The sequence below is a fragment of the Shewanella sp. SM21 genome, from assembly GCF_025654335.1.
In the GTDB taxonomy this organism is placed as follows: Bacteria; Pseudomonadota; Gammaproteobacteria; order Enterobacterales; family Shewanellaceae; genus Shewanella; species Shewanella oncorhynchi.
Genome location: NZ_JAKKRL010000003.1, coordinates 85,149 through 109,859 on the forward strand (window position 1 = coordinate 85,149; position 24,711 = coordinate 109,859).

A 24,711-nucleotide genomic window follows, 5' to 3' on the forward strand; every position below is an offset into this window, starting at 1 on the left:
GGTTTTGGATTTAATCTTTTAGAATTAAGACGTTGGCGCTCAATATTATAAATAGCGATATATTTTACTCATTAAAAGCGGATATGAATCTATGAACCCTGCGATGCCAGAAGCATTAGCCCCACAAATTAATGCCCATTTTAATGGTAAGTTTGAGGTCGAGCTTAAATACCGCTTACTGGATCGCTACGCTTTTTTCGTTGCCTTACAAATGAGAAATCCCGAGGTCATGCTCGAAGATAACCTTGAGCATGACTGTTACTTTGATCTGCCATCACAGTCACTTAAAGGTGAGCACAAGAGCTTGTGTATCCGTGAGATGCAGCCATCGGGGATAATGCTGTGGATAGTGAAAGGGCCAGAAAAAGACCGCTGTGAAGCCGTTAATATCACTGAAGCAACAAAAGCAAAAAGTATGCTGCAGACCTTAGGCTATGAGTCTGTACTGGAAATTAAAAAGCGCCGCAGTATCTATTTTCTGGGTGAATTTCATCTAACAATCGATCATATCGAAGGTTTAGGGGATTTTGCTGAACTCGCGATTATGACCAATGATGAAACCCTATTGCCTAAATATGAAGTGCAATTACAACAACTCGCCGCTGACTTAGGCCTAAGTGAAGTGCAGCGAGAGTGGTTATCCTATCGGCAGTTGCAGCAGGCTTTAAATAATAAGTAATGGTTCAATCTTTTGGATTAACAGCTTGAGGCTTAATAGCTTAAAGTTTCATCGCTTAAATTTTATGGTTTACACCGCTAGATTTTGCCTAACCAATCCTTCGCAACAAACCGCTATGGCTAAGTTCAAATCCCTTTGAGCTTCACTGTCCATATCGCATTCACCGTTTGTTTTAACTCGCTATCGACGACTTAAACTTAAGCAGCGTACTTTAATTCGAGTATCACATTTCAATTCAAACCACCTTTACAAATTCAAATTCAAACGGCTTACATACTGATTATTCAGTTTTATTTGCCGTTAGTTACTTGATGCGTTTTAGCCTAAGCGTTGTGAAAAGGCGAGGTAGCGTTTAACTTCCGCTTCAGGGAATTTTAATTCGTCACCATCTTGAACACTTGAGAGTAAATTCTCCCGAGCGAAACGTTTGATGGTCGCTGGTGTTTTATCTAGCATTTTGCACACTTCATCTAAGGTTAATAAGTTATCGCTCATGGCACTCTCCCAGTAATTCAATAGAAACATAACCCAAAGAGTATAGAACAATAATTCCAATCAAGATGACGCTAGCGGCCTAAACCGCCAAGGCTATGATTCTATTTTGTGGTTGCGGGCGGTTTCGCGCACTTGGCTCTCTATTTGGAGATGGCCCTTCGCTGCCGTGATCGCCAGAACGGCACGGGACTTGAATTCGCGGCGATATAAGGTTGCGACCACAAATAAGCTGGCCGAGATAAAGAGTATCGGGTGTACAAACCAGCACAATACCGCCATTGAAAAGTAATAGGCACGTAAACCATAGTTATAGGAGTGTGCCGCTTGATCTTGCACTGTCGCCATTTGTCTTGCATAGGCTTTGAGATTGTCATTTGAGCCATCGGTGTCCAGAGGACCCGCACCTATCATCACGTTCACAAAGCCGTATTGGCGCATTGACCAAGTAAACTGGAAGAAGGCCATCACAAAAATGCCGACTAACAGAGCTAACTTGACTTGCACCAGCGCATGATTCGGTGGCGTAGCGAAGGGAATCGTCGCAATAACACTTTCTAGTCGTTCAACTTGCGCGAATAAGGTCAGTACACCCGCAAGCACAAACAGCGTGGTCGAGGCAAAAAAAGCAATATTGCGCTCAAGGTTGGCCAGTAGTGCCGCATCACCCACGCGCACACCGCGGGTCATCACCTCAAGCATCCAGTAAATTCTATGCTTATGCAGACCACGGGCAATACAGTCGGTATCTCTCGCCTTGCTACGGGCAAAGGCGGTGTAGCCAGCCCAAGAAACGATAAACCACACCAATGCAGAAATATCTAACAACGAAAATGTCATAGCCACCTTAGTAAAATGTAATATGGGGAGAAAGAGAGAGATTAGTCATGTGCAGATTATGAGGTCTATGAAAGATTTGGTGCAACTGAGAAACGATTCCCAGTAATGATTTTTTTGCATAGTGATTGTGACTTCACATTAGGATAAAACTGTTTTATGACAACTCCTGTGTCAGTCGCTTAAATATCTTCGATATAAAGTTGCTCACAAATTTCAGCCTTAATTAATATTTTGGTTACATCAGTATCAACTTTAGATTGACTTTTTAGAGCTAATTCCTTCTAATCCTTAACTTAATTTATTGCATCTAAAATTCAATTTTGAATTTTTAAAAAGTTAGGGATGACTATGAAGTCAAATTTGAAATCCATATCGCTCGCAGTTGCTGGCGTATTAGCGCTTAGCAGTTGTGCCATCACTCAATCTGTTGAAGATAATAAAGAAACTGTTATTGGTTGTGCTATTGGTACTGGTTTAGGTGTATTGATTGGGAATTATTTAGGTGGCAATGAAGGTATGCTTTATGGCGGTGCCGCTGGTGCTGCGATTGGTTGTACCGTTGGTTATGATTTTCAGCAAAAACGCGAAGCATTAGAACAGTTAGCGAAAACAGAAAATCTTGATATTCAATTTACTTCAATCCGCGCTTCAAAAGCATCAGATGAACAACAAAGTAGCTTACTGATCAGTTCAACCGAACAAACCATGTCGAAGGAAGATTCAGAAAAGTACGCTAATTATCAAGTTGTGGGTATGGCTGCGACAGTTTCGAGTAATAGTGAAGTGATGTTTGCTTCTGGAGCTTCAGAGGCGACGCCACAAGCTAAACAAAAATTTCAAAAACTCGCCGCTATCTATAAAGACTCTAAACAAAACATTTTGATTACAGGTCATACAGATGCCAGTGGTGCTGAATCGTTAAATCAAGAGCTTAGCGAAGCGAGAGCGCGTTATGTGGCAACCCTCTTTAATCAAGCTGGCATTCCGACTGAGCGATTATTCTTCCAAGGAGCAGGGGAGTCACAGCCTGTTGCAGCTAATAGTGATGACGCTGGCAAAGCAAAAAATCGTCGAGTAGAAATTATTGAAATTGACGGTAAACCGGATCAATTACTGGCCTATTCATACAAACAGAAGGCAAATTTGAGTTATTTATCCCGCCGATCGCAGGATAAAGTGGCAGCAGCCAAGCCTACGACTCAAGTGGAAAAGCAGCCTACAACTCAGCCAAATAAACCGAGCACTTCACCAGCTCAAATACAAATGACGGAGTTGGAAATCGTCAAGTTACTTGAGCCAGTGAAACTGCAAAAAGCCTTGGTAGATTTTGGCGGTAAGAAAATGCTCGACCCATCGACAAACTTTACCCAGTTAGTGGGTGCTAAAAAAGAGAGCGGTTTTGCATTATTTAGCAAGGCGTATGCATCTGAAGTCTCTAGCCTAAATTGCGCCGTTGAGGGACCGAGAGTCACGGGTGACGTGAAGAGTTTAGCCACAGGTGAGAGCTATAATCGTAAGGATTACAACACAGCAGATTATTTACCGGGTATGAATGGTACTGCTTGGGGTTATAAAGTGAATGGCCATTATATTGGTTTGACCCCTGTTGCTGTAATTAAGGACAGTGGCACGGCTGTTTCTGCGCCTAAAGTGAATATTTGGAAGAATTACAAAGGTTCAAGTAAAGATGATCCAAATTATCAGCTTACGAGCCATGTAGAGACTTATTATGGTGATAAAGGCTTGTTATATCGTGTTTTTACAACGGACAAAGACTCTCCTGTGCGCTGTATGGATGTGGTGATGCCAATCGATCGTTCAGCGACCGCGATTGCTGGCAAGTTGTACTACGAGAAGAATAAAACGGTTTATGAAGCCGATTTTGAACCCAAATTGTTATAAGCAATGTGCTTAGGAGCGGTAAATGGATTTTGTGTCTATGTTATTTAATGAGTATCGCACGTTAGTGTCGCTGTTACTTTCGTTGATGGTATTAGTGGTCATTATTACGGTTTGGTGGGATAAGGTCAGTTTCTGGTGGCTTAATACATGGTATGCCTTTCCGGTAATCGGTAAGGAGAGTCGCTTAGCGAAAGATTATGAAACCCAAGTTAAGATTTACGATAAGGATTGGTTGAATACTGAAGTCACACTATGTACTGATTTTGCGGCTCATTATGAGAAAGTGAATAAGGACGAGGAGCTTTTCAGTAAAAGCCAAGACTATTTAGGTAAAGTGACTGAAAATGGTCGTAACAACTTACATATTTTGGGGTGGATATTGATTGCCGCCTTAGTGTTTGTTGAAGCAATGGGATTTAGTTACGTTCTTTCAGGTTTCACGATTCCCGGAGCATCGGAAAAACTACAGCAGCAAGGTGCTGTGGGTATCGCCTTCATCATCTCGGTTTTACTGGTAGGTTTAACTCACTTTACTGGACATGAGCTGCATGCTAACTCGCTCATTAAAAAAGCCAAGGTCTGGTGGAAAAATGCTAAAAACCGCGACAAATCGACGCCAGAACTGGCACCTAATACTCGCATTAATTTAGATAAAACCTTTGAGGATGATAATGAGCCTCAATATAAGCAACTCATTAATCGGATCTCTACTAACGCAGAGGTTAAGCCCCGTTATTTCATCACCACGGTTACAGCTATTGCGATCCTAGTGATTGCAGTATTGGCAACCTATGTGCGTGGTCAAGTGCTTGAAAAAATGCACATTGATGAAGTCAATATTCAGCAAACGAGTGGATTGTATCAAGAACAAGACCCCTATGCTGAAGCACCTCCAGCACTCTTACTGGATGAGTCTAAAAGTGCAGGTGATAAAGCAAAGGATGACGTGTGGGATCGTGAACAGAAAGGCGGTTGGGGAACTTTTATTTTTCTTGCTTTCTTATTCATCCTATTACAGATTTTCGGTATTTTAATTGGTTTTAAAACCGGATTTGCTGGCAAGCATTCTAAAGATGCGCGCAAAGAAATTGGCAACTTTAAAAGTGAGCGTGAGTTTAAGACGCATTATTCTCGTTTAAAGCAGCAAGTCGCGCGCGTAGCCCAGAAGCGCCTAACTAACTTGCAGCAAAGAATGAATCAAAAAGCCGAAACTAATTGCCAAGATCCTAAGGTGCTAGAGGTGTTAGAGGCATGTGGTGAGCGTTCATTCTTGACGTATATGGAAGATTTAGGTAATGCCGAAAATCGATATGATCAATCGGTACGTTTACGTGAGCATCAAACATTAGCCAGCCATCAGGCGATGAAAAGTGCCGCTGTGGTGGCAACGTCTCATGTTGTTGAGGTAGAAACTTCCGAAGCACCAGAGTCGATGGAAGCAAGATTGAAAGCCGAGCTTGTTGCTGAAACGAATGCTAAAAAGGCTGCAGAGGCCGAAACGCCAGAACAAGCTGAACAACGTATTCGACAAGAGCTGCTTGCTGAAATAACTCAGCAAAAAAAGGTTGTTGAAACGGAAGAGCAGATGCGCGATCGTTTACGCAAAGAGATACTTGGAGAGTTAAGTTCATGACAGGAATGACAAAGCTTGCTAAGTTGGTGGTTACTGGCTTGTTTGGCACTTTAGCTATTTTTATGTGTTTGCCTGCGATGGCCGCTGAGAGAAATGATATTAAAAGTTGCTACGAGTTTGCCAAAATTGATCCACTAACGGCAAAGACAGTTTCTGGCCGACATTTGTTTGTGGCGATCGATGGTACTTTTTCTCCGGACATAAATATTAAACAGTTAGTTCATGAGAAAGTGCATCTCTTCCTACAAGCTGGGGATAAAATTACTATCATTAGCTTTAGTGCTTATGTAAAAGATTTTTATACCGATGTTTTGTTTAGTGGCAGGCTGGATACTGATATTGCTGACAGGGATGACGTATCGAAGAAAAATCTAATGGCTTTTGATAATTGCATGAACAAGCAAGCTCAGTTCGTTAGAAGTAAAATTGATGCCCATATAAAACATGCTTTTAAACCTAATGATGTGGATTTGCCCAAAACTGAAATCCTCAGTAATTTATCTCAGGTTATTGCGCCGCAAGTGGCTGCCGATACCGAAGGACGCCGAGTATTGTTACTTGTGTCCGATATGGTTGAAAATTCAGATGTGACCAGCTTTTACAGTAAAAACACCTTAAAAGTTATCGAACCTGAGCAAGAAATGCTAAAAATACAAAAAGCGAATATGCTGAGTGATTTTAAGCAGGCAGATATTTACGTATTAGGTGCGGGTTGGGTTCCTGCTACATCAAAAGGATTTAGAGGCGGTCAAGTAATGTTGCCGTTGAAACAGTTTTGGCAACAGTATTTTGAGTCCTCCCATGCTGAACTTAAAGGTTTTGGCCAACCCGTATTAATGACGGATATGTAATGACTGAGATTTTAATTAAATTGTTACGTCATAGATAAGTACCGTTTTAGACTCTAATAAAAAAGCCAGACTCAGTCTGGCTTTTTTATTGTTATCGCGATGGCTAAAGATGCATAGCGATATTCTAAAGCAAGTTCAGTGTGCTTATTCTTCGCTATCACCCAGTGACAGTAACGTGGCGTTACCACCAATGGCGGTGATGTTGTTGGTGCGAGTCTTTTCAGTCACAAAACGGGTTAAGTAGTGTGGGCCACCGGCTTTAGGGCCTGTACCTGACAGGCCTTGACCACCGAAAGGCTGTACACCCACCACAGCGCCGATTTGGTTGCGGTTAATGTAGACGTTACCCACATTCACTTTGTCGGCAACTTCAAGGGCATGGCCTTCGTTACGGCTGTGGATACCTAAGGTTAAGCCAAAGCCTGTGCTGTTGATCTCGTTGATCACTTGGCTTAGCTCTGCTGCCTTGTAGCGAATAATGTGCAGGATTGGGCCAAAGTGTTCTTTTTCGAGCACTTTGATTGAGTCGATTTCCACTGCTGTTGGCGACACGAAGTGACCGTTCTCAGTGCCAGCAGGCAGCGGCATTTGCTTGATAAGCTTACCGACTTGCTTGATATGATCGATATGCGCATCTAAGTTGGCTTTGGCGGTGGCGTCAATCACTGGGCCTACGTCGGTTTTGATTGAACTTGGGTTTCCAATCACCAATTCATCCATGGCGCCTTGCAGGACTTCGATCACGCGATCGGCGATGTCTTCTTGGAGGAATAGCACGCGCAGTGCGGAGCAGCGTTGGCCCGCGCTGGTGAATGATGATGAAACCACATCGTTAACCACTTGCTCGGGTTGAGAGGTTGAGTCCACTACCATGGCATTCTGACCGCCCGTTTCGGCGATTAATGGAATAATCGCGCCTTCGCGGTTGGCGAGTGTGCGGTTAATCAGTTTTGCTGTGCCAGTAGAACCGGTAAAGCACACGCCACCGATACGTTCATCGGCCGTAATTGCGCTACCGACAGTTGCACCAGTACCTGGTAAGAATTGCAGCACCTCGACAGGAATACCCGCTTGATGAGCGAGTTGCACCGCACGGTAACCAATAATCGAGGTTTGTTCCGCGGGTTTTGCGATGACTGTATTACCCGCCGCTAATGCCGCAGACACTTGACCGAGGAAGATGGCCAATGGGAAGTTCCATGGGCTGATACACACGAATACACCGCGGCCTTGGAGGAACAGTTCGTTCAGTTCACCCGTTGGGCCTGGAAGCAGTTCAGGTTTTGCCATCATCTTCTTGGCTTGTACTGCGTAGTAACGACAGAAATCAACGGCTTCACGTACTTCGTCGATACCGTCTTGAATGCTCTTGCCCGCTTCACGGGTGCACAGGGCGATCAATTCTTCGCGGTTTTCTTCTAATAAATCGGCCAATTTTTGCAGTGCAGAGGCACGGGTTTCCACTGGTGTGCGTGCCCAAGAGGTAAATGCTGCTTCAGCAGACGCGACGGCTGCTTCGATTGCAGCTTTGTCGGCGAAGGCGACTTGACCTACGGTTTGGGTAGTGTCGTATGGGCTAACAACAGTTTTATGTTCGCCAGTTAAGGTTTTACCGTTAACCAGAGGGCCCGCTTGCCATTGGGTATTTTTAAACTGTTCTAGTGCCGCGAAAAATGGCTCAGATTCGGAAATGATGTTCATATTGAGTCCCTTGGAATTTTTGCGTTCGCTACCGAAAATATCGGCAGGTAAAACGATTCTGTTGTTAGCCAGGGTTTTGTAACCCGTCAGTGTTGTTAGCGGATGTACCACTAATGACTCGATGGGGGTTTTAGGATCCACCAGTTTGTGGACGAACGAAGTATTCGCGCCGTTTTCCAGCAGGCGACGAACTAAGTAGGGCAGTAGATCTTTATGGGCACCGATGGGGGCATAAATACGTACCGCTTTAGCACCGGCTTCAGCCAGAATCGTGTCGTACAGCTCTTGTCCCATGCCGTGTAAGCGTTGGAACTCATGGTTACGATCGCCCGCCATATCGGAAATTGCCGCCACGGTTTGCGCATTGTGGCTAGCAAATTGTGGGTAGATAGCGCCGCGAGTCGCATCCGATAACAAGTAACGGGCGCAGGCGAGGTAAGAAACGTCAGTACCGGCTTTGCGAGTGTAGAGTGGATAAGCGGCTTCGCCAGCTTGTTGCGCCCACTTAAGTTCGCTATCCCAATAGGCGCCTTTAACTAAGCGAACTGGGATTTCATCCCCTTGATCTTTCGCTAGACGCGTTAACCAAACCAGTACGGGCAGGGCACGCTTAGAGTAGGCTTGTACTACTATGCCGAGTAATCCCCAGCCTTTAGTTGCTTCAGCATTAAACAGTTTTTGGAACAGTTTTAGTGATAACTCGAGGCGATCGACTTCTTCAGCATCGATAGATATACCGATATTTAAGCCACGTGCCAGCTTAATCAGGCGAATCACAGTGTCGTACAGTTCAGTCAAGACGCGGTCTTCATTGGCCACTTCGTAACGTGGGTGCAATGCCGACAGCTTGATGGAGATTGTTGGCCGCGGTGATTCATTTTCGTTATAGCTTTGAGCACCGAGCTCAGTTATCGCATTTGCGTAATCGGTATAGTATTTCTCGGCATCTTTGCGAGTTAACGCTGCTTCGCCCAGCATGTCGTAGGAATGGGTATAACCTAACTTACGTTTGTCTTCACTGTTCTTTAGGGCTTCTTTCATGTTGCGGCCCAGTACGAACTGCTTACCCATGATCTTCATCGCTGCCATCATGGCTTGACGGATCACTGGTTCACCGAGGCGATTCACTAAGCGGCTCAGCAAGTTGCTTGGGGTGCCATCGAGTTTTTTATCGAGTTTAACGATTTTACCTGTGAGCATTAAGCCCCAGGTCGATGCGTTAACCAGTACTGAGTCACTCTTGCTCATGTGCTCATCCCACTTAGCGCCTGAAAGCTTATCTTCAATCAGTGCATCGGCAGTGGCCGCATCGGGAATTCGCAGTAAAGCTTCGGCTAAACACATCAGGATAATGCCTTCCTGTGTTTCTAAGCTGTACTGTTGCAGGAAGGCATCTATGCCGACCATCAAACCTTTTTTATCGAATTGACGAACCTTATTGACCAGTTCGTGGGCACGACGAGTGACGCGCTCTATGGCTTCATCACTTGAGGGAACTAGTTTGATCAGCTCTGACAAGTATTGTTCTTCATCGACAATGTAGTTGTCGCTGACTGCTTTGAACAGTTCGTCGAGATTGGCAGAATCGTAGCGGCCTGCCAGCACTTCACTCGCTTTGAACATAGTTATCGCTTCCATCTTGGCCGTTATTGGGGCGCTATTGTTGAAACAAATTGGGAGGCGCCAAACGCATTTGATATTTTGTATACAATATGAAGGTTTGCGCGCGCAGATTATACAACCAAAATGTGACGGACAACACTATAGCGTGAAAGATTGTGAAGTTTGTTTGATTAGCTTGTTAATAAGTCGATGTAACGCTTGATTGACAAAAAAGCCAGTGTTTGAAAACACTGGCTTTTGGAAGGTAAATTAAGACTTTTTGTGTGTCAGACTCACATCCAACGTTTTTTATTACGACGTTGTGGTCTAGGTAAATACACTAAAATAATGCCTAGGATTAAGCCCATGCCTGCGATTAATCCACCTTGGCGCCAAAGTTCAAAACGCTCGTCTTGAGCTGTGCGATCTACCGCATTTTTCAGTTGATCACGTTCTTGAGTCGTTTTAGCTAGGTTGGTTTCTAACTCGCTTAGTTTAGCCTTTAATTCGAGCAGTTCGCCGGCATGATTATCCGTTGAACTTGATACTTCTGCTAACTTAGCTTTGGCCTGTGCGAGTTCAGTTGTTAACACTGGGACTTGCTCACGGAAACTTTGAGTCGAACTGATCAAGTTGGTTTGTACCCAACCTTCACGGCCTTTATGGTCGATTATTTTGGAATAATCACCTTGAGTTTCGTTGAGCAGTGTCACAGGTTGACCCGCCTCAATTGATCCAACAATTCGAAACTCAGTACCAGGGCCACCTAAAAGATACAGAAACACGTTATCCGAGATGTAGCGGGATTGGCCTTCGGCCAGCAGGTTGGAAGACAGCAAGATCATTCCTACCAGAGTCAGGAGTCTAAACACTTTTGTATTCTCATCAACGAAATAGTCTGCACATGCTAGGGATTTGAGGCCTGTAATGCAAGAGGGAAGTCATAGACTTCCCTCAACTTTACGGCATCCATGCTATAACCATTCCAATTTAATTCAATCTTTCCTACGACCTTCTAGTCCTAGGCGCTAATACTGCTTAATGTCAGCAACACATTTAGCGAGACTTCTTAATTAAAAATACCTTTAATCATATAGAAGAAGATGATTGATAGGCCAGCACCTGCTGGTAAGGTCACAACCCAAGATACGACGATATTACGTACCACACCAATGTTAATCGCTGCGATACCACGGGCCATACCTACACCTAATACCGCACCCACTAAGGTTTGTGTGGTAGAAATAGGTAAACCAGTGCTAGAAGCAATAACTACAGTCGTTGCCGCGGCTAATTCTGCCGCAAAACCACGACTTGGCGTCAAGTGAGTGATGTTTTTTCCGATAGTTTGCATAACGCGCTGACCAAAAATCGCCAGACCCATCACAATACCTACGGCACCCAAAGGTAAAATCCACCAGACTAGAGGTGATTTCGCTGCAATCTCACCACCGCTATTGACGACAGAAACAACCGCCGCTAATGGACCAATCGCATTTGCTACATCGTTTGAACCATGGGCAAAAGCCATACAACAAGCAGTCAAAACCATCAGGATCGCAAACACTTTTTCAACGTTTTTGAACTGGGTTTGACGATCTGCTTTATCACTCATTTGTAAGCGTGAAATGGCGATTTTACCTAAGATACCAACTACAGCAGCAATAGCACCTGCGAGTAGGTAAGACTCGGTAACTGAGAAATGCAGACCAACATGGGATAAGCCTTTCATAATCGTCATTAATGACATGATGAAACCAGCAAATGCCATATAGAAAGGTACGAAACGCTTAGCATTACTCAATGGATCGTCAGTGTTGAAAATGAGTTTTTGAGTGCTTTGGAAGAGGATGAATGCCATAAAGCCCGAAATAGCGGGGGTTACGATCCAAGAGCCTACAATCCCGCCTACTTTATCCCATGAGACTGAATCTGCACCAACACCCACGGCGGCGAAGCCAATAATGGCACCGACGATGGAGTGAGTCGTTGATACCGGCCAGCCAAGAGCCGATGCGACGACAAGCCAAATACCTGCTGCCAACAATGATCCTATCATGCCGTAAACCAGCAATTCAGGAGTCGCAGTGAAATAGCTAGAATCAATAATACCGCTACGAATGGTATTGGTAACTTCGCCCCCAGCTAAAAATGCACCGGAAAACTCAAAGATCATTGCGATAATAATCGCTTGTTTAATTGTAATTGCGTTTGAACCTACAGAGGTTCCCATCGCATTGGCGACGTCATTCGCCCCAATACCCCATGCCATGAGAAAACCAAATGCAGCCGCAATGGCAATAAGCCACGGGCCATTGGTGACTAAGACGTTAGCCACCTCAATACCTGCATCAACCATATTGATACCTTGATAACCTTAATTTGTTAAACGCGAGCCAGCATAAGCTCAAGACGCGAACCGACGCGTTCGGCAAGATCTGCAAGACCACCGACCCATTCAATCGTTTTGTAGAGGAACATCACATCGACAGGATTCAATTCAGATTCCATAGCGAATAACTGACGGCGTAACTGAATTTGTAGATCGTCAGTATCTTCTTCGATGATATCGAGTTCGTTGATCATTTTTGCCACTAAGTCGACTTCACGGCCACGGAAACCTGTTTCTAACAGATCTTCGAGTTCATTAATGACTTGTTTTGCTAGTGCTACCGCATCGATACAGCGTTGTAGATAAGCAATAAATGGGACTTGCATGACCTGAGGGATTAACAGCTGACGGCCGATAACACGACCGGAAATATCTTTGGCTTTGTTGGCTATCTTGTCTTGTTGAGTTAAAAGTTCCAATAAATCTGTACGTTCTACTGGCATAAATAAACCGCTTGGCAGAGTAAGGCGGATTTCACGTTTTAGTGAATCTGCTTGCTTCTCGGCTAAACTAATTTGCTTACGTAATTGAACTGCACTGTCCCAGTTGCCTGTGATAGTGGCTTCGAAAAAGGGGACGAGTAACGATGCGCAATCGTGTACTTTGTCCATGTGCTCTTGAAGAGGCTTAATTGGCGATTTTGCAAACACGCCCAAAATAGAGTTTACTGGCATTGCCGTTTACCTATTTAGATTGTTCCATTATTGGAAAAAGCGGGCGCATGTTAACCTATGCGTCCGCGTATTGAAACTGTGTTTTTTCAGAAAAAACGACAGGTTTATTCTAACGGGTTATATACCAACTGCAAAACCAAATCCTACGGGATTTTTATGACACATTTGTGACATTATGAACTAAAAATGACGCATCGATGAATATTTGATGACAAAATGAGCGGTTATGCAATGAATGCTGAGATTGAATTAAAACTGTTTTTCCTGCCGATATATCAAGAATCCCTGATAAATAAGTTAGATAGTCTCGATAATGCCGTACCTCAAGGTCAACGTCGTTTGGCGAATGGTTACTTTGACACCCCTGACTTGCAATTACGTCAGTGGGACATGGGATTGCGGGTGCGCGGTTACGATGCGCACCGAGAGCAGACCATAAAAACCGCAGGACAAGTCGTGGGCGGCATTCATTCGCGGCCAGAATACAATGTGACTATCCAATCCGATAGCCCAGACTTAAGTCTATTTCCTATCAGCATTTGGCCCGCTGATGCCGATTTAGCAGCTACTCAAGCTCAGTTGACTTGTATATTTCACACCGATTTTTATCGTCGCGCTTGGCATGTTCAGATTGATAACAGCGTGGTCGAAGTTGCGTTAGACATAGGTGAAATCACCGCAAATGGCCAGCAAGAAGCCCTGTGTGAGCTCGAGTTTGAATTCCTCAGTGGCGATACTGATGCGCTACTTAAGCTAGCGATGCAAGTGGCGAGTGTGGTGCCAGTGCGTTTAGGTAAGGCCAGTAAAGCGCAGCGGGGCTATCGATTGGCGGGCAAGGCTAAGCCGCTCGATTTAAAAGCATTGGAATTTCTGCCACTGGCCGAGTCACACGATTCTTCTTTACTGGATTTAAGTGCAAACTGCCAAATCCTGCTTGAAACCGCCCTTGAGCGCTGGCAATTATTAGAGAGCATGATCGCAGAGGAAAGTGACCCTGAAGCCTGTGTGGCACTATGGTGGCGGATGCGCGCCTGTATTCGTTTGCTGCGAATGACCTTAAATCAGTTCGAATTATTGAATGTGACACTGTCTAGCCAATTTATGCTGATTGAAAAGCAGCTCGATTTTATTGAGCGGGCACAGGCGTTGACCGCCTTGCTTGGTAGCCAAAGAGGCTTATTTGCTAAGCTTGGCCAACATGCCCAAGTTAAAGCGCGACTTCTGGCGCAACTGACAGAGATTAATCTGACGGGACGCTTACTCTCCCTATGGCAACAGACTGAATATGGTCAACTACAGCTGGCTATTGTTGAACTGTTGCTAAAGATCAGTGCTGGTGAAGTGGACATCACCCATCAGCCTGGTTTACGCCAGCATGCCGATCGTGCTCAGCAAGCTTCTTGGGTGGCGATAATTGAGGTCATGCCACTCAATAGCGTCATGACAGCGGCGAATTATCTACAAGTGGCCACAGTGTTGGATGCGAGCATTCTTGTGGGTCATGCCTACGGCAGTTTATATGAGGCGAAATCACGGGACGCATTTCGTGCACCTTGGCAAGATCTCGCGCTTGGGATTAAAACTTTAGCTTGTTATCGCGCCTTACAGGATGCGAGTCGGGAGTTAGATATCAATTTAGCTGAGTGGCTGGAAGACAAGCAGCAGAGTTTGTTGTTTGCTATGGAATCGACACGCCGTAACGCGATGCAACAGCAGGTCTACTGGTAATATTACTTTTTATCGCTGATAAACGGAAAAGGCTCAATCTAATATAGATTGAGCCTTTTCATTAGTCCGTTTTCGCAACAAAGTCAGCTATTTTTTGTTTCGATAGTCTGCTTAAGTTCCGCAATTTGAGCCAGCATTTGCGCTTGATTTTGTTCTATTTTTTGTTGGTTCTCTTCCATTCTCGCTAAGGCTAATTCAAGCTCTGATTTGATTTCGGCTTTATGCGCATCTTGGCGTTCTTGGCGTTCAGATTCATCTGGCGCGACAAATACCGATGCCATATAACCTGAAATCACACCAAAAAAACTCACACCGCTGACAATGACCACGCCACCTATGATGTGGCCTGCTGTGCTTACAGGATAATAATCGCCGTAGCCGACGGTAGAGATAGTGACTAATGCCCACCAAATCGCTTGCTCAGCGGTCTGGATATTGGCGCCTTCGGTGCCGCTTTCGACGATGAGCATAATGACGGAAGCTAATGTCAGAATCGTCACCATAGCAACCAGTAAACTGGCTAAGGTGGCTTGTTTACGTTGTTTTACCAGTGGGAGCAGCAGTGAGCGACTCATGCGGATTAGGCGTATTACCCGTAGGATTTGAAAAAGCCGTGCCATACGTAGGGCTTCAATCGCCGGAATACTGGCAATAAAATCAATCCAATGGTGTTTAATGAAAAAGCGTTTATCGCGAGCACGGATCAACCCAACAAAGAAGTTGATCATAAAAATCATACAAATACTGGTATCGACAAAGAAGAGCAAGCGGTAGGTTTCGCTATCTAGGCGGCCGAAGGTCATGACAAGTACGATGATCACCGACAGCAAGGACAATAGCATCATCGCCATTTCGAATGGAGAAGGAGTGCCAAGGGTGCGAAGCGACCATGGGGTTTTATCTGTCATGCCAAACATGAACCCTGTTAAGTGCGGCGAATATCACTACTAAAGTAAAAGACTTTAGGCTGTGAGTAAATTGACTGAGTTAATAAAAGGGCTATATATCGATTAATCGCGCCAGCCAATGGAAAGAAGGGTTGGCGCTTGAGATCTGCGTTGCTTTAGGTTTCATCAACAAAGTGGACTAAATCGTCGAGTACACGGCGTTTAATTTCTAGCTGTGAATCGGCACTTAAACCATATTTCTCTGCCAGTTGCACATAGTCATCTGCATTGAGTGACACGGTAAGACGCGGACGCGTTGGCCGTTTCGATACGCTAAGACCTAAAATAGTGCGAATTTGATCAGAAGGGCTAACGCCTGCATCTAACGCGGCTTTACGAATAGAGTATTGAAATTTTTCATCGAGATCGAAGGCAACCTGTGTCGCCTTAGCGGCTTGTTGGTTCTTTAACCATTGCTCGGGCAGAGGGTGTTTGGTTTTACTCATGGCGTATTACCTATTGCTATCAACCGTTTCTAGCGCTTATCTGTGAGATTGTATTGGGATTATTGATAAAGTGCGAGCACGCACTTTATCTTATTTTCGTGTTATTTCGCCGGCCAGTATTCCCGAATATCCGTTAGTGGGCGATATAGGGTCAAGACAACATCGGTATCACCTCCTTCGTAGACTTCCACTTCGACGGCGCAGCTTTCATTGTCATCAAGTAATAAATAGTACTCAAAGGGCTCACCTGTGGCGCCATTGGCATCCTGTGGCGGCTTTTGGCCACGATAATCCTGACGATGGAAATAGCCAAAAGCGGCAAAAGTCACTTGGTGGTATTGTTTTCCAAGCCATTGTTCAAGTTGTTCAGCTAAGTCGGCCGGTAATACTTGCGTAGTTAACTCGGCATGACCCGGTTCCTCGAACAGGGCGCTGAATTGCTCGAGATCGAATAATTGCTCCACTTGGGCGCGGGAAACCTTAATCGAAAAGGCGAGATAGGTTTCGTCGTCTTCTTCAATGCTCAAAAAGAGAGTATCGCTACCATGTCCCTTGAGTAACCACTCGGAGTGTTGTTTACGTTCAGACTCGTAAGTATGTACGGCTTCGACTCTTAATTGTTGACCACGGAGTTGTGGTGGCAGGGCAAAACTATCATCAATTGAGATCATGTCGCCGACATTGAGCTGGGACGGGTGATTGAGCTCGCGCTGTGGCGGGGCTTTCTTACCAAAAATACTATTGAAAAATCCCATAGTGACTCCTGCTGACTATGCTCGCGTGCGGCCTCATATTGATTGGCTGCGGATATTCACGGGCAATAGTGGTCATTTTTATTTAATGAGGATGAAACAAAAAAATGCCGAGGTCAGTAGGGGGTGATGATCCCACTGAGACTCGGCATTCGGTCAATCATTGCTTAGCTTTTACGTGCTTTGATTCGATCTAGCACTGCATTAGCGTTTGACTTTTGCTCACCAATACCTGCTTCGGCTAGTTTGGCTTGCAACGACTTATCACTGTTTTCATCGGCTAAGGTTTCAGCCGCTTTTAAACGGTCGTCAAATTGTTGCTGACGTGCCTTGATACGTTCTAGTGAATCTTTAGCGTTCAGCAGCTTAGAGTTGCTAGACGCGAACGAGTCAGTAATGGTTGCCGTCGCTTTTTGGACGCTTTCGGTGGTTTTAACCATGCTCAACTGACGTTGATAATCAGACAATTGGCGTTCGGTTTTCTTCACTAAGTCTTTCAAGCGTGCAGCATGGGCGCTAAAGCTGTCGTTGGCGCTTTGTTGCTCAGACAACTCTTGGTCTAACTGAGCAATCTTTTCAGCAATTTCAATCGCTAAGGCTTCATTACCTTTGTCCAATGCTTGAGTCGCATAACCTTCGTGTTCTGCAATCGAACGTTTCAGACGGTCAATTTCACGGCTGGCTTGCATTTCTTTTGCCATGACATCGGTCAGTTCACGTTTAGCATTGGTTAAATGCTTTTCTGCATCACGGATTTCCTGTTCGAAAATACGGGTTGAGTTTGCGTCAACGATGCTTTGGCCAACTTCGGTGGCACCACCGCGAAACGCTGTTAAAATTTTATTCAGAATGCCCATTTTGTGGCTCCTTATTTCAGATAGTCGACCAATTCATCAATAACTTCTAAACAGTTATCAGATAAAACTGCTAATTCTTGCTCGATTTCGAGCATGCTAGATTGTAGTGATAGCGCACCGTAAACCACGTATTTGTCATCAATTTTTGCAAAAGCTGACAAGGGCATTGGAATGTTGAGCTCTAGCATGGTTTCAAACATTTCACTGCGACGTTCTTGATTTACTTCGTTCTCGCCCCACAGGTAGCTGATGCAAAGTACTTGGTTGTCCGTTACCGATACAAATACCGGGATTTCTTCACGGCCGACCACATTCACTTGCAACACTTCGACTTCACCATCGATTGGATAACAATCAAATTGAAAGCCAGTTTGGCTGTTGTTGCCAAGACTGTTGAGGTGATTGGCAATGGTATGGATATTCATATTTGTCCTTATTGACATATTATGTCTGTGTTCAAAGATAGCACCGAGACATAATATGTCAAGTACTATCTCATCCTATTAAAAAAGATCCAGTCCTTGATTCTCGGACCAATCTTGCAAATGGTAGTGATACAGCTGCAATGAACCCAATTCATTGGGTTTTATGTTGGCGGCATCTTGATAAAAATTGGCTGGAAACTCAAAGGCGCCATCCACTAAACCTAAAGTGAGCCAGTCATCTTTGATGGGCAACTCAGTTAACTTCGCTAATCTGTGTTGTGCATCGAGCCCGCCTAAGGTTGCAATACTCCAGCCCCATTCGCCAAAACTGGGCACATTATGATGGTACTGCTTGACGTCAAATCCCGCCAATGCCAAGGTTTTTGCTACCGAAATAAAGGCCTTAGGGGCATGGTAAGGCGATGTTGACTGTACAGTCAGAGCGCCATCACTGCTCATAAGTTCCTTTAATTTACGGTAGAAATAGTCCGAATAGAGCTTATTAAGATCGGGATGGCTCGGATCGGGCAAGTCTACGATAATCGCATCGTATTTCACGCCTGTGGCAATCAGTTTATCGACACCATTAAATGCATCGTCGTTGATCACTGTGACACGGGGATCGTTCAGTGCATTGCCATTGAGCGCCAACATAGCGCGACTGAGACTATCGGGCATATCTGTATCGGGCGATTTAAATAATTGCACTAGGCCCACATCGAGATCGAGCAGCGTGACTTGTTCAGGCTCCCAGCGCAGTACTTGTTTGAGACCGAGTCCATCACCGCCGCCAATGATCAGCACTTTGTTGTGACGGGCACTGGCCGCGAGCGTAGGATGAACGAGAAACGTATGGTAGATGTGCTCGTCTATGCTAGAAAATTGTAAGCGACCATTGATGTATAAAGCATAAACGGGCGGCAGACCGTTACCGCGCAACCGCTCGGTGAAGGTCAGCTGTTGGAAACGTGTCGCCTTGGCGTAAACCACTTTGTCTTTATAGAGCAAATTATTGAATTCTTGCTCCCAGCGTGGGCCGTGGATTGCTAATACGAGTAAGACACCAGTCACGATAAAATGCCCACTCAAAAGCAGTTTAGGGCGGCGGATTTTAGGCCAGAATCGCCAAATAAACACAAAACCTGCCAATAGATTGAAACTGGCAGTTAAGGCGGCGGCGAGTTGGATATCGATGGCGAGCATAAAGCCAACCCAAATGGCGGCACCTATGCCTGCGCCTATGTAATCAGCTCCGTAAATTGTGCCCGCGTTATGCAGTAAATGCTCGTCGGAAAGGGATTGGCGAACCCTAGCAATCAGCGGGATTTCCATACCAATCATCAGGCCCAATAACACACCCCACACATAGGGTAAGTATTCGCTGAGTTTTTGCAGCGAGCCTATCATGCCACCTTCGGGCAGTTGATCTGGCGGTAAACCTAAGGTGTTAGCAATGATTAATGGCAGTTGTTGACCAAAACCAATCACCGCTGCTGTGATTAAAATGGCGAGTGAGCCACAGAGTGCAACTGTGAGTTCTAAGATCACAAAACCGGTAAAGGCATCACGGATCTTACGCGCGGCGAAGGCACCTAGCCCCATGGAGACAATCATTAAGCCTATCATGGTGTAAATGGCGGCTTCTAATGCGCCTAAAATGCGGCCCGCATAGTGGGATAAAAGATATTCGTAGATCAGGCCGCAACCTGCTAATACGGCCATAATGCCCAATAAGAGAACATCGTCGAACCAACCTAGGCGGCTAGGTTTAGCCGCCGAGGGAGTTAAGCTAATTTCTTGCATTCGATTAAGCCATCAGTGCCGTAAGAATAAGTGCGATAGCGATACTGATCGCCATTTCTACTGCGGCGATACCGATATTGTGTTGTCTTTCCACTTCATCGGCTAAATCGATACGGGCCAATACCAGTTTCTTCACGACGAACAGCAGTAAGGAGAGTGCGATCAGCATAATGACTGAGAACACTAACCAACCGATCACGTTAGTCACATAAGCCGTTGGATTATAAATAATAAAGTGACTGGCGGCATTAAAGCTCAGTGCCATAGCAATCATGTAACCCGCATGGCGTAGCGCTAACGCTGTATGACCTTGGGCTAAGGCTTGTTGCATAGACGAGTCTTGGTTGCGGCTTGCGAAACGGTTTTCACGCCACCGCGTGAGTAGCACTAACATCAACTGCGAAATCGCAAAGGCGCTGAAGATGGCAATGAAGGTATCGACCGTTAAATCTTCTGCCCACAGCAAGACGGAGCGAATGATAATGGCGGTAGCAATAGCAACGCTAGCATCGACGATAGCGACGGACACATTACCTTTGATGATTTGCTCGTTCTTATCAAACTCATTTAGCGCTATTTTATCGTGGAGAAAACGGCCGAGTTTAATCAGTACTAAACCGAATAAACCATAGCAGCTCATGCCAATCGCTTCGGTAAGATAAGAGTGTGCCGCAGCGCCTGTGATAGCGCCTGTAAGCACTATGCCTAGGGCGGCAACTGCGCCAGCGGTACTTATGCCAAAGGCAAAGTTATCCCGCTCTGCCAGCTCTTTACTGCTATTGACCTTTACACTCCAACCTTGCAAATAACGCATTAGCGTTAGCAAAATCACGGCTATGGTGAGGTCGATAGCCAGAATGATGGCTAGCTCTGGTGTGATACCGAAATCCTGAAATAATGTCATTGGAAATCCTTAGTTACTTGCCCCGGCGCACACTGCGGGTCGTGCGATTGCTGGAATTGCGGAAACTGCTGTCTTTAGCATAGTTAGATCGAAACTTACTGTTCGAACTCTTGCTCGCACTTGTCGTGCTGGCCTTAGGTGCGCTGGTACTTTCACGGGATAACGCCGTGCCACCAGTTCGCGGTTTAGCATAAGGGCTGTCAAAGCGCTTGCCTTGTGAGTCGAAACGTTTTTTCGTTTGTTCGAAGGTCTTATTTTGCGCATCCGCTTGTTTGGGTGAGGTATAGCGATAACGACCTACGTCATTGTAATAGCTATAACCTCGGTTACCCGACCAACGATCGTAGGAAACTGGGCGATTGAAAACATTCGAAAACATCGAATACATGCCATACCAAGCCCAAAACGAAGTGCCGCTTGAGTCGGTTTGCCAGTTGCCGTAAGAGGGATTACCAACTAATTGACTGCCTGGACCAAAATCTTCACCGCCATTGGCTAATGTTGCGGCCTCACGGCTAATCGAATTCACGCGAGCCAGTTTGCCGTCGGACATATCGGCGACCACGTTGACGGGATCAGACAACATATCGTTAAACAGACTGGGATCTGCGGCTTGATAAAGATTTTCCGCTTCGGCCAGCTGTTGATCGAGATCAGCAAAGTTACTCGCCACTTTCGATTCATCTAAACGACGTTTCAGCGAGGTATACATGGGACCTTGGGTGCCAGAATCCTTTGCTAATTCATCGAGTAAGGGTGCTAAATCGGGTTTCTGTTGCTTTAGCAGTGTCGTGTATTGTTTTAAGAGATTAGCGTTACGCAACTGGCCGTCATCGATCATCGTCGTGAGCGTAGCGAGACGTTGCTGTGTGAGTTGTTGATACTTCGCGATTTTATCCGGTCTGTCATCGCCACAACCCGTCAGCGATAGCGAAACGGCTAAAAAAAGTATCGATGTGAGAACACGGGTTAGCATTCCTGCCATGTTTTCTCCAAATGGTAATGAAATAAAACTCAAATACTTGCAGGCAATAATAATCTGCTTGCCCAATATGCCTGCTGCGCAGGTTATAGTACCCTTAAATGCCACAGATAAAAGGGGATACCTTTATTTGTGTGCTACATCAGGTAGCTGCAAGTCTCGTCGAACATAACATGATGTGGCGTCAATCTATATCATTTACGACATAATATGTCGATAGCTAAATTTGTTAGGGATTATTATGACCATGCAAAAAGACAGTAATAAGTCATTGTCTATTCTCGTTAATCAAACCGCTGAGCACAACTGGCTGCGGTTAGAGGAAGTATGGTCCGAAGGACTCGCGCAATTAACACCTGCCCAGCAGCAAGAACTCAAAACGGTTCTAGGGCTCAGTGATTACGTGGCGGCCCAGTTATGCCGACATCCCGAGTGGATTAACAGGCTGTTTGCCGGCGAGTTAAGCTTGATTGAGCGTAAAAACTTTGATCTTGAGTTACACGAAGTGCTGAGCAGCGCCACAACTGAAGAGATGGCAAAAGCCAGCCTGCGACGGTTTCGTAACTACCAAATGGTGCGCTTAGCTTGGCGTGACTTTTTAGACTACGCCAGTTTAGAAGCATCCCTGCTCGATCTGTCGGCGCTTGCCGAAGCGTTAGTGATTTGCGCCCGCGATTGGCTCTATAAAGATATGTGCGCCCAATACGGCACGCCGATGGACAAAGAAGGCAATGCACAGCCATTGCTGATTTTAGGCATGGGCAAGTTAGGCGGCCGCGAGCTCAATTTCTCCTCCGATATCGACTTGATTTTCACTTTCCCTGAACATGGTGAAACCGTCGGTGGGCGTCGCAGTTTAGACAATCAACAATTTTTTATCCGCATGGGACAAAGGTTAGTGAACTTGCTAGACCAAGTTACCGTCGATGGTTTCGTGTTCCGCGTGGATATGCGTTTGCGCCCCTACGGAGAAAGTGGGCCGCTGGTGGTGAGTTTTAGTGGCCTTGAGGATTATTACCAAGAACAGGGCCGAGATTGGGAACGCTATGCCATGGTCAAGGCGCGTGCGCTCGGACCTTGGAGCCATTTCTCCGATGAATTACACAGCCTGCTCAGACCCTTTGTGTATCGCCGCTATATCGACTTTTCAGCGATTGAATCCCTGCGAAAAATGAAGCAACTCATCGCCCAAGAAGTGCGACGTCGTCATTTGACCGACAATATTAAACTCGGCGCGGGCGGTATTCGTGAGGTCGAGTTCGTGGTGCAGAGTTTCCAATTAATTCGTGGTGGCCGCGAGCCTGCGCTGCGTCAGCAGAGTTTATTCGGCGCTATCGATACGCTCTACAGCTTAGGGCAGTTTGAATATTTGGCGGTCGATGAGCTTAAACACAGCTATTTACTGCTGCGCCGAGTGGAGAATTTACTGCAAGCCATAGACGATAAACAAACCCAAACCTTGCCGAATAATCCACTCGATTGGGCGCGATTGTGCCATGTGCTCGATATGGCCAACGAGGTCGATTTACGCACCCATATCGAAGCGGCAATGAGCAAAATCCATCGTCACTTTAAAGCCACCGTGGGCGGTGAAGAAGGCGAAGAAAAGGCCGAGCATTGGACAACGCAGCTGTGGCATGTGCAAGATATTGATGATGCCGTCGCGCTATTGGCCGAACAGCAAATCGACGATGACAAGCTGTGCCCTATGCTCAGCAGCTGGCGTGAGACTGTCACTAAGCGTTCCATTGGTCCACGCGGGCGGGAAACCTTAGATAAATTAATGCCAAGATTATTGGAAGAGTTGATTAATCAACAGAGTCCATCGGCTGCCTTTGAGCCCGTGTCTAAGGTGCTGGAGCAGATTTTAACTCGCACCACTTACCTTGAGCTTTTGTGTGAAAACCCTGGCGCGCGGCAACAGTTAGTGAGCCTGTGCTGCGCCAGTCCTTGGATTGCGGCGCAGTTGGCTAAATTTCCCATGCTGCTCGATGAGCTTATCGATCCGTCGCAGCTTTATGACACAACCTCCATCGATGATTATCCGAGCGAGCTGCGCCAGTACATGTTGCGGGTGCCCGAGGATGATATGGAGCAGCAGATGGAAGCGCTGCGACAATTTAAGCTGTCACAACAACTTAAAATCGCCGCCGCCGATGTCACGGGTGTTTTACCTGTGATGCAAGTGAGCGATCACTTAACCTTTTTAGCCGAAGCCATCATAGAGCAAGTGGTGATGCAGGCGTGGCAACAGGTTTCAGTGCGCCACGGTGTGCCCGCTCACCTTGAGGGCAATGACACCGGCTTTGCCGTTGTCGGCTATGGCAAGCTCGGTGGGATCGAATTAGGTTACGGCTCCGATCTCGATTTAGTTTTCTTGTGTGAAAACAAAGCAGATAACAGCCAGACCAATGGTGAACGGCCGATTGAAGTCGGCCATTTCTACCTCAAACTCGCCCAGCGTATTCTGCATTTGTTCTCTACTCGTACCACTTCGGGTGAGTTGTACGAAGTGGATATGCGTTTGCGTCCTTCTGGCGCCTCGGGTTTGATGGTCAGTGAGATTGAACGCTTTGGCGAATACCAAGCTAACGAGGCATGGACGTGGGAACATCAAGCCTTAGTGCGCTCACGTTTTGTTTTCGGCGACAATAGTTTAGCGGTCAAATTTAGCCGAATTCGCGCCTCGATATTAGAAAAACCACGGGATAAAGTTGAGCTGCAAAAAGCAGTACGTGAGATGCGTCAGAAGATGCGTGATCACTTGCTCAAAGCCAGCGATGGCATGTTTGATCTAAAACAGAGTCCCGGCGGTATTGCTGATATCGAGTTTATTGCCCAGTACTTAGTGCTGGCTAATGCCCATGAGTATCCAGAACTAACGATTTGGTCTGACAATGTGCGGATTTTTGGGGTGTTAGCTGAGCTTGAGCTTTTGCCTATAATGAGTGCCCAGCATTTAACCCAAACCTATTGCTTGCTCAGGGATGAAAATCATCGCCTGACTCTGCAACAAAAGGCGGGGCAGTTACCTGTGTTAGAGGTTGAGGAACATGCCGAGCGAGTGCTTAATATCTATCGCGCTGTGCTGGAATAGTACA

20 protein-coding genes are annotated in these 24,711 nt (G+C 45.8%); 6 read left to right on the forward strand and 14 right to left on the reverse strand.

What is annotated here, in order from left to right:
• Positions 1–91: 91 nt before the first annotated feature.
• Positions 92–679, forward strand: coding sequence for a class IV adenylate cyclase (gene cyaB, locus L5L94_RS04600; protein ID WP_173242923.1), 588 nt, complete (start codon positions 92–94; stop codon positions 677–679).
• 318 nt (positions 680–997) lie between these two features.
• On the opposite strand, the gene L5L94_RS04605 is transcribed toward cyaB, so the two are convergent.
• Both L5L94_RS04605 and L5L94_RS04610 read right to left on the reverse strand, forming a co-directional pair.
• On the reverse strand, positions 998–1,174 hold the full coding sequence (locus L5L94_RS04605; protein ID WP_006082937.1) for a helix-turn-helix domain-containing protein: 177 nt from the start codon (positions 1,172–1,174) through the stop codon (positions 998–1,000).
• A gap of 93 nt (positions 1,175–1,267) precedes the next feature.
• Positions 1,268–2,011: a DUF599 domain-containing protein gene (locus L5L94_RS04610; protein ID WP_131524297.1), complete on the reverse strand. Its 744-nt coding sequence runs from the start codon at positions 2,009–2,011 to the stop codon at positions 1,268–1,270.
• 348 nt (positions 2,012–2,359) lie between these two features.
• Between L5L94_RS04610 and L5L94_RS04615 the strand changes: the two genes are divergently transcribed.
• Genes L5L94_RS04615 through L5L94_RS04625 form a run of 3 tightly spaced genes read left to right on the forward strand, consistent with a single transcriptional unit; the run spans position 2,360 to position 6,397 of the window.
• On the forward strand, positions 2,360–3,913 hold the full coding sequence (locus L5L94_RS04615) for an OmpA family protein (RefSeq protein ID WP_263161527.1): 1,554 nt from the start codon (positions 2,360–2,362) through the stop codon (positions 3,911–3,913).
• 22 nt (positions 3,914–3,935) lie between these two features.
• The gene (locus L5L94_RS04620) at positions 3,936–5,546 is read left to right on the forward strand and encodes a hypothetical protein (RefSeq protein ID WP_263161530.1); all 1,611 of its coding nucleotides are present in this window, start codon (positions 3,936–3,938) and stop codon (positions 5,544–5,546) included.
• A 5-nt stretch (positions 5,547–5,551) separates the two neighbouring features.
• Positions 5,552–6,397 (forward strand): hypothetical protein, encoded by an 846-nt coding sequence (locus tag L5L94_RS04625; RefSeq protein WP_263161533.1) that lies wholly within the window; start codon positions 5,552–5,554, stop codon positions 6,395–6,397.
• Between the two features lie 144 nt (positions 6,398–6,541).
• Here the strand turns inward: L5L94_RS04625 and putA are convergent, their stop codons facing one another.
• From putA to L5L94_RS04645, 4 genes are all read right to left on the reverse strand, one after another.
• The gene (gene putA / locus L5L94_RS04630) at positions 6,542–9,736 is read right to left on the reverse strand and encodes a bifunctional proline dehydrogenase/L-glutamate gamma-semialdehyde dehydrogenase PutA (RefSeq protein ID WP_263161536.1); all 3,195 of its coding nucleotides are present in this window, start codon (positions 9,734–9,736) and stop codon (positions 6,542–6,544) included.
• Between the two features lie 257 nt (positions 9,737–9,993).
• Positions 9,994–10,545, reverse strand: coding sequence for a TIGR04211 family SH3 domain-containing protein (locus tag L5L94_RS04635; protein WP_173248552.1), 552 nt, complete (start codon positions 10,543–10,545; stop codon positions 9,994–9,996).
• A gap of 224 nt (positions 10,546–10,769) precedes the next feature.
• The gene (locus tag L5L94_RS04640) at positions 10,770–12,059 is read right to left on the reverse strand and encodes an inorganic phosphate transporter (protein WP_113939029.1); all 1,290 of its coding nucleotides are present in this window, start codon (positions 12,057–12,059) and stop codon (positions 10,770–10,772) included.
• Positions 12,060–12,085: 26 nt separating this feature from the next.
• Positions 12,086–12,766: a TIGR00153 family protein gene (locus L5L94_RS04645; protein ID WP_105251552.1), complete on the reverse strand. Its 681-nt coding sequence runs from the start codon at positions 12,764–12,766 to the stop codon at positions 12,086–12,088.
• A 231-nt stretch (positions 12,767–12,997) separates the two neighbouring features.
• On the opposite strand from L5L94_RS04645, the gene L5L94_RS04650 reads away from it, so the two are divergent.
• Positions 12,998–14,494, forward strand: a complete 1,497-nt coding sequence (locus tag L5L94_RS04650; RefSeq protein WP_263161925.1) for an inorganic triphosphatase — start codon at positions 12,998–13,000, stop codon at positions 14,492–14,494.
• A gap of 83 nt (positions 14,495–14,577) precedes the next feature.
• On the opposite strand, the gene L5L94_RS04655 is transcribed toward L5L94_RS04650, so the two are convergent.
• The 8 genes from L5L94_RS04655 to L5L94_RS04690 all read right to left on the reverse strand — a co-directional run bounded on the left by L5L94_RS04655 (position 14,578) and on the right by L5L94_RS04690 (position 21,613).
• On the reverse strand, positions 14,578–15,402 hold the full coding sequence (locus tag L5L94_RS04655; RefSeq protein ID WP_263161539.1) for an ion transporter: 825 nt from the start codon (positions 15,400–15,402) through the stop codon (positions 14,578–14,580).
• A gap of 155 nt (positions 15,403–15,557) precedes the next feature.
• The gene (locus tag L5L94_RS04660) at positions 15,558–15,887 is read right to left on the reverse strand and encodes a hypothetical protein (RefSeq protein WP_028761837.1); all 330 of its coding nucleotides are present in this window, start codon (positions 15,885–15,887) and stop codon (positions 15,558–15,560) included.
• Positions 15,888–15,988: 101 nt separating this feature from the next.
• Complete coding sequence (locus L5L94_RS04665) at positions 15,989–16,642, reverse strand: hypothetical protein (RefSeq protein WP_028761836.1); 654 nt, start codon at positions 16,640–16,642, stop codon at positions 15,989–15,991.
• A gap of 164 nt (positions 16,643–16,806) precedes the next feature.
• Positions 16,807–17,496, reverse strand: a complete 690-nt coding sequence (locus L5L94_RS04670) for a PspA/IM30 family protein (protein WP_028761835.1) — start codon at positions 17,494–17,496, stop codon at positions 16,807–16,809.
• Between the two features lie 11 nt (positions 17,497–17,507).
• The gene (locus tag L5L94_RS04675; RefSeq protein ID WP_105251554.1) at positions 17,508–17,921 is read right to left on the reverse strand and encodes a YjfI family protein; all 414 of its coding nucleotides are present in this window, start codon (positions 17,919–17,921) and stop codon (positions 17,508–17,510) included.
• 78 nt (positions 17,922–17,999) lie between these two features.
• Positions 18,000–19,724: a polyamine aminopropyltransferase gene (locus tag L5L94_RS04680; protein ID WP_219233820.1), complete on the reverse strand. Its 1,725-nt coding sequence runs from the start codon at positions 19,722–19,724 to the stop codon at positions 18,000–18,002.
• A gap of 4 nt (positions 19,725–19,728) precedes the next feature.
• Positions 19,729–20,628, reverse strand: a complete 900-nt coding sequence (locus L5L94_RS04685; RefSeq protein WP_113939026.1) for a DUF350 domain-containing protein — start codon at positions 20,626–20,628, stop codon at positions 19,729–19,731.
• Between the two features lie 13 nt (positions 20,629–20,641).
• Positions 20,642–21,613, reverse strand: coding sequence for a hypothetical protein (locus L5L94_RS04690; protein ID WP_263146478.1), 972 nt, complete (start codon positions 21,611–21,613; stop codon positions 20,642–20,644).
• 238 nt (positions 21,614–21,851) lie between these two features.
• Between L5L94_RS04690 and glnE the strand changes: the two genes are divergently transcribed.
• Positions 21,852–24,707: a bifunctional [glutamate--ammonia ligase]-adenylyl-L-tyrosine phosphorylase/[glutamate--ammonia-ligase] adenylyltransferase gene (gene glnE, locus L5L94_RS04695; RefSeq protein ID WP_263142674.1), complete on the forward strand. Its 2,856-nt coding sequence runs from the start codon at positions 21,852–21,854 to the stop codon at positions 24,705–24,707.
• Positions 24,708–24,711: the final 4 nt, after the last annotated feature.

Coding starts and splice junctions, on each gene's coding strand:
- cyaB (WP_173242923.1), top strand. CDS start 92: ATGAACCCTGCGATGCCAGAAGCATTAGCCCCACAAATTAATGCCCAT.
- L5L94_RS04605 (WP_006082937.1), bottom strand. CDS start 1,174: ATGAGCGATAACTTATTAACCTTAGATGAAGTGTGCAAAATGCTAGAT.
- L5L94_RS04610 (WP_131524297.1), bottom strand. CDS start 2,011: ATGACATTTTCGTTGTTAGATATTTCTGCATTGGTGTGGTTTATCGTT.
- L5L94_RS04615 (WP_263161527.1), top strand. CDS start 2,360: ATGAAGTCAAATTTGAAATCCATATCGCTCGCAGTTGCTGGCGTATTA.
- L5L94_RS04620 (WP_263161530.1), top strand. CDS start 3,936: ATGGATTTTGTGTCTATGTTATTTAATGAGTATCGCACGTTAGTGTCG.
- L5L94_RS04625 (WP_263161533.1), top strand. CDS start 5,552: ATGACAAAGCTTGCTAAGTTGGTGGTTACTGGCTTGTTTGGCACTTTA.
- putA (WP_263161536.1), bottom strand. CDS start 9,736: ATGGAAGCGATAACTATGTTCAAAGCGAGTGAAGTGCTGGCAGGCCGC.
- L5L94_RS04635 (WP_173248552.1), bottom strand. CDS start 10,545: ATGATCTTGCTGTCTTCCAACCTGCTGGCCGAAGGCCAATCCCGCTAC.
- L5L94_RS04640 (WP_113939029.1), bottom strand. CDS start 12,059: ATGGTTGATGCAGGTATTGAGGTGGCTAACGTCTTAGTCACCAATGGC.
- L5L94_RS04645 (WP_105251552.1), bottom strand. CDS start 12,766: ATGCCAGTAAACTCTATTTTGGGCGTGTTTGCAAAATCGCCAATTAAG.
- L5L94_RS04650 (WP_263161925.1), top strand. CDS start 12,998: ATGAATGCTGAGATTGAATTAAAACTGTTTTTCCTGCCGATATATCAA.
- L5L94_RS04655 (WP_263161539.1), bottom strand. CDS start 15,402: ATGACAGATAAAACCCCATGGTCGCTTCGCACCCTTGGCACTCCTTCT.
- L5L94_RS04660 (WP_028761837.1), bottom strand. CDS start 15,887: ATGAGTAAAACCAAACACCCTCTGCCCGAGCAATGGTTAAAGAACCAA.
- L5L94_RS04665 (WP_028761836.1), bottom strand. CDS start 16,642: ATGGGATTTTTCAATAGTATTTTTGGTAAGAAAGCCCCGCCACAGCGC.
- L5L94_RS04670 (WP_028761835.1), bottom strand. CDS start 17,496: ATGGGCATTCTGAATAAAATTTTAACAGCGTTTCGCGGTGGTGCCACC.
- L5L94_RS04675 (WP_105251554.1), bottom strand. CDS start 17,921: ATGAATATCCATACCATTGCCAATCACCTCAACAGTCTTGGCAACAAC.
- L5L94_RS04680 (WP_219233820.1), bottom strand. CDS start 19,724: ATGCAAGAAATTAGCTTAACTCCCTCGGCGGCTAAACCTAGCCGCCTA.
- L5L94_RS04685 (WP_113939026.1), bottom strand. CDS start 20,628: ATGACATTATTTCAGGATTTCGGTATCACACCAGAGCTAGCCATCATT.
- L5L94_RS04690 (WP_263146478.1), bottom strand. CDS start 21,613: ATGGCAGGAATGCTAACCCGTGTTCTCACATCGATACTTTTTTTAGCC.
- glnE (WP_263142674.1), top strand. CDS start 21,852: ATGACCATGCAAAAAGACAGTAATAAGTCATTGTCTATTCTCGTTAAT.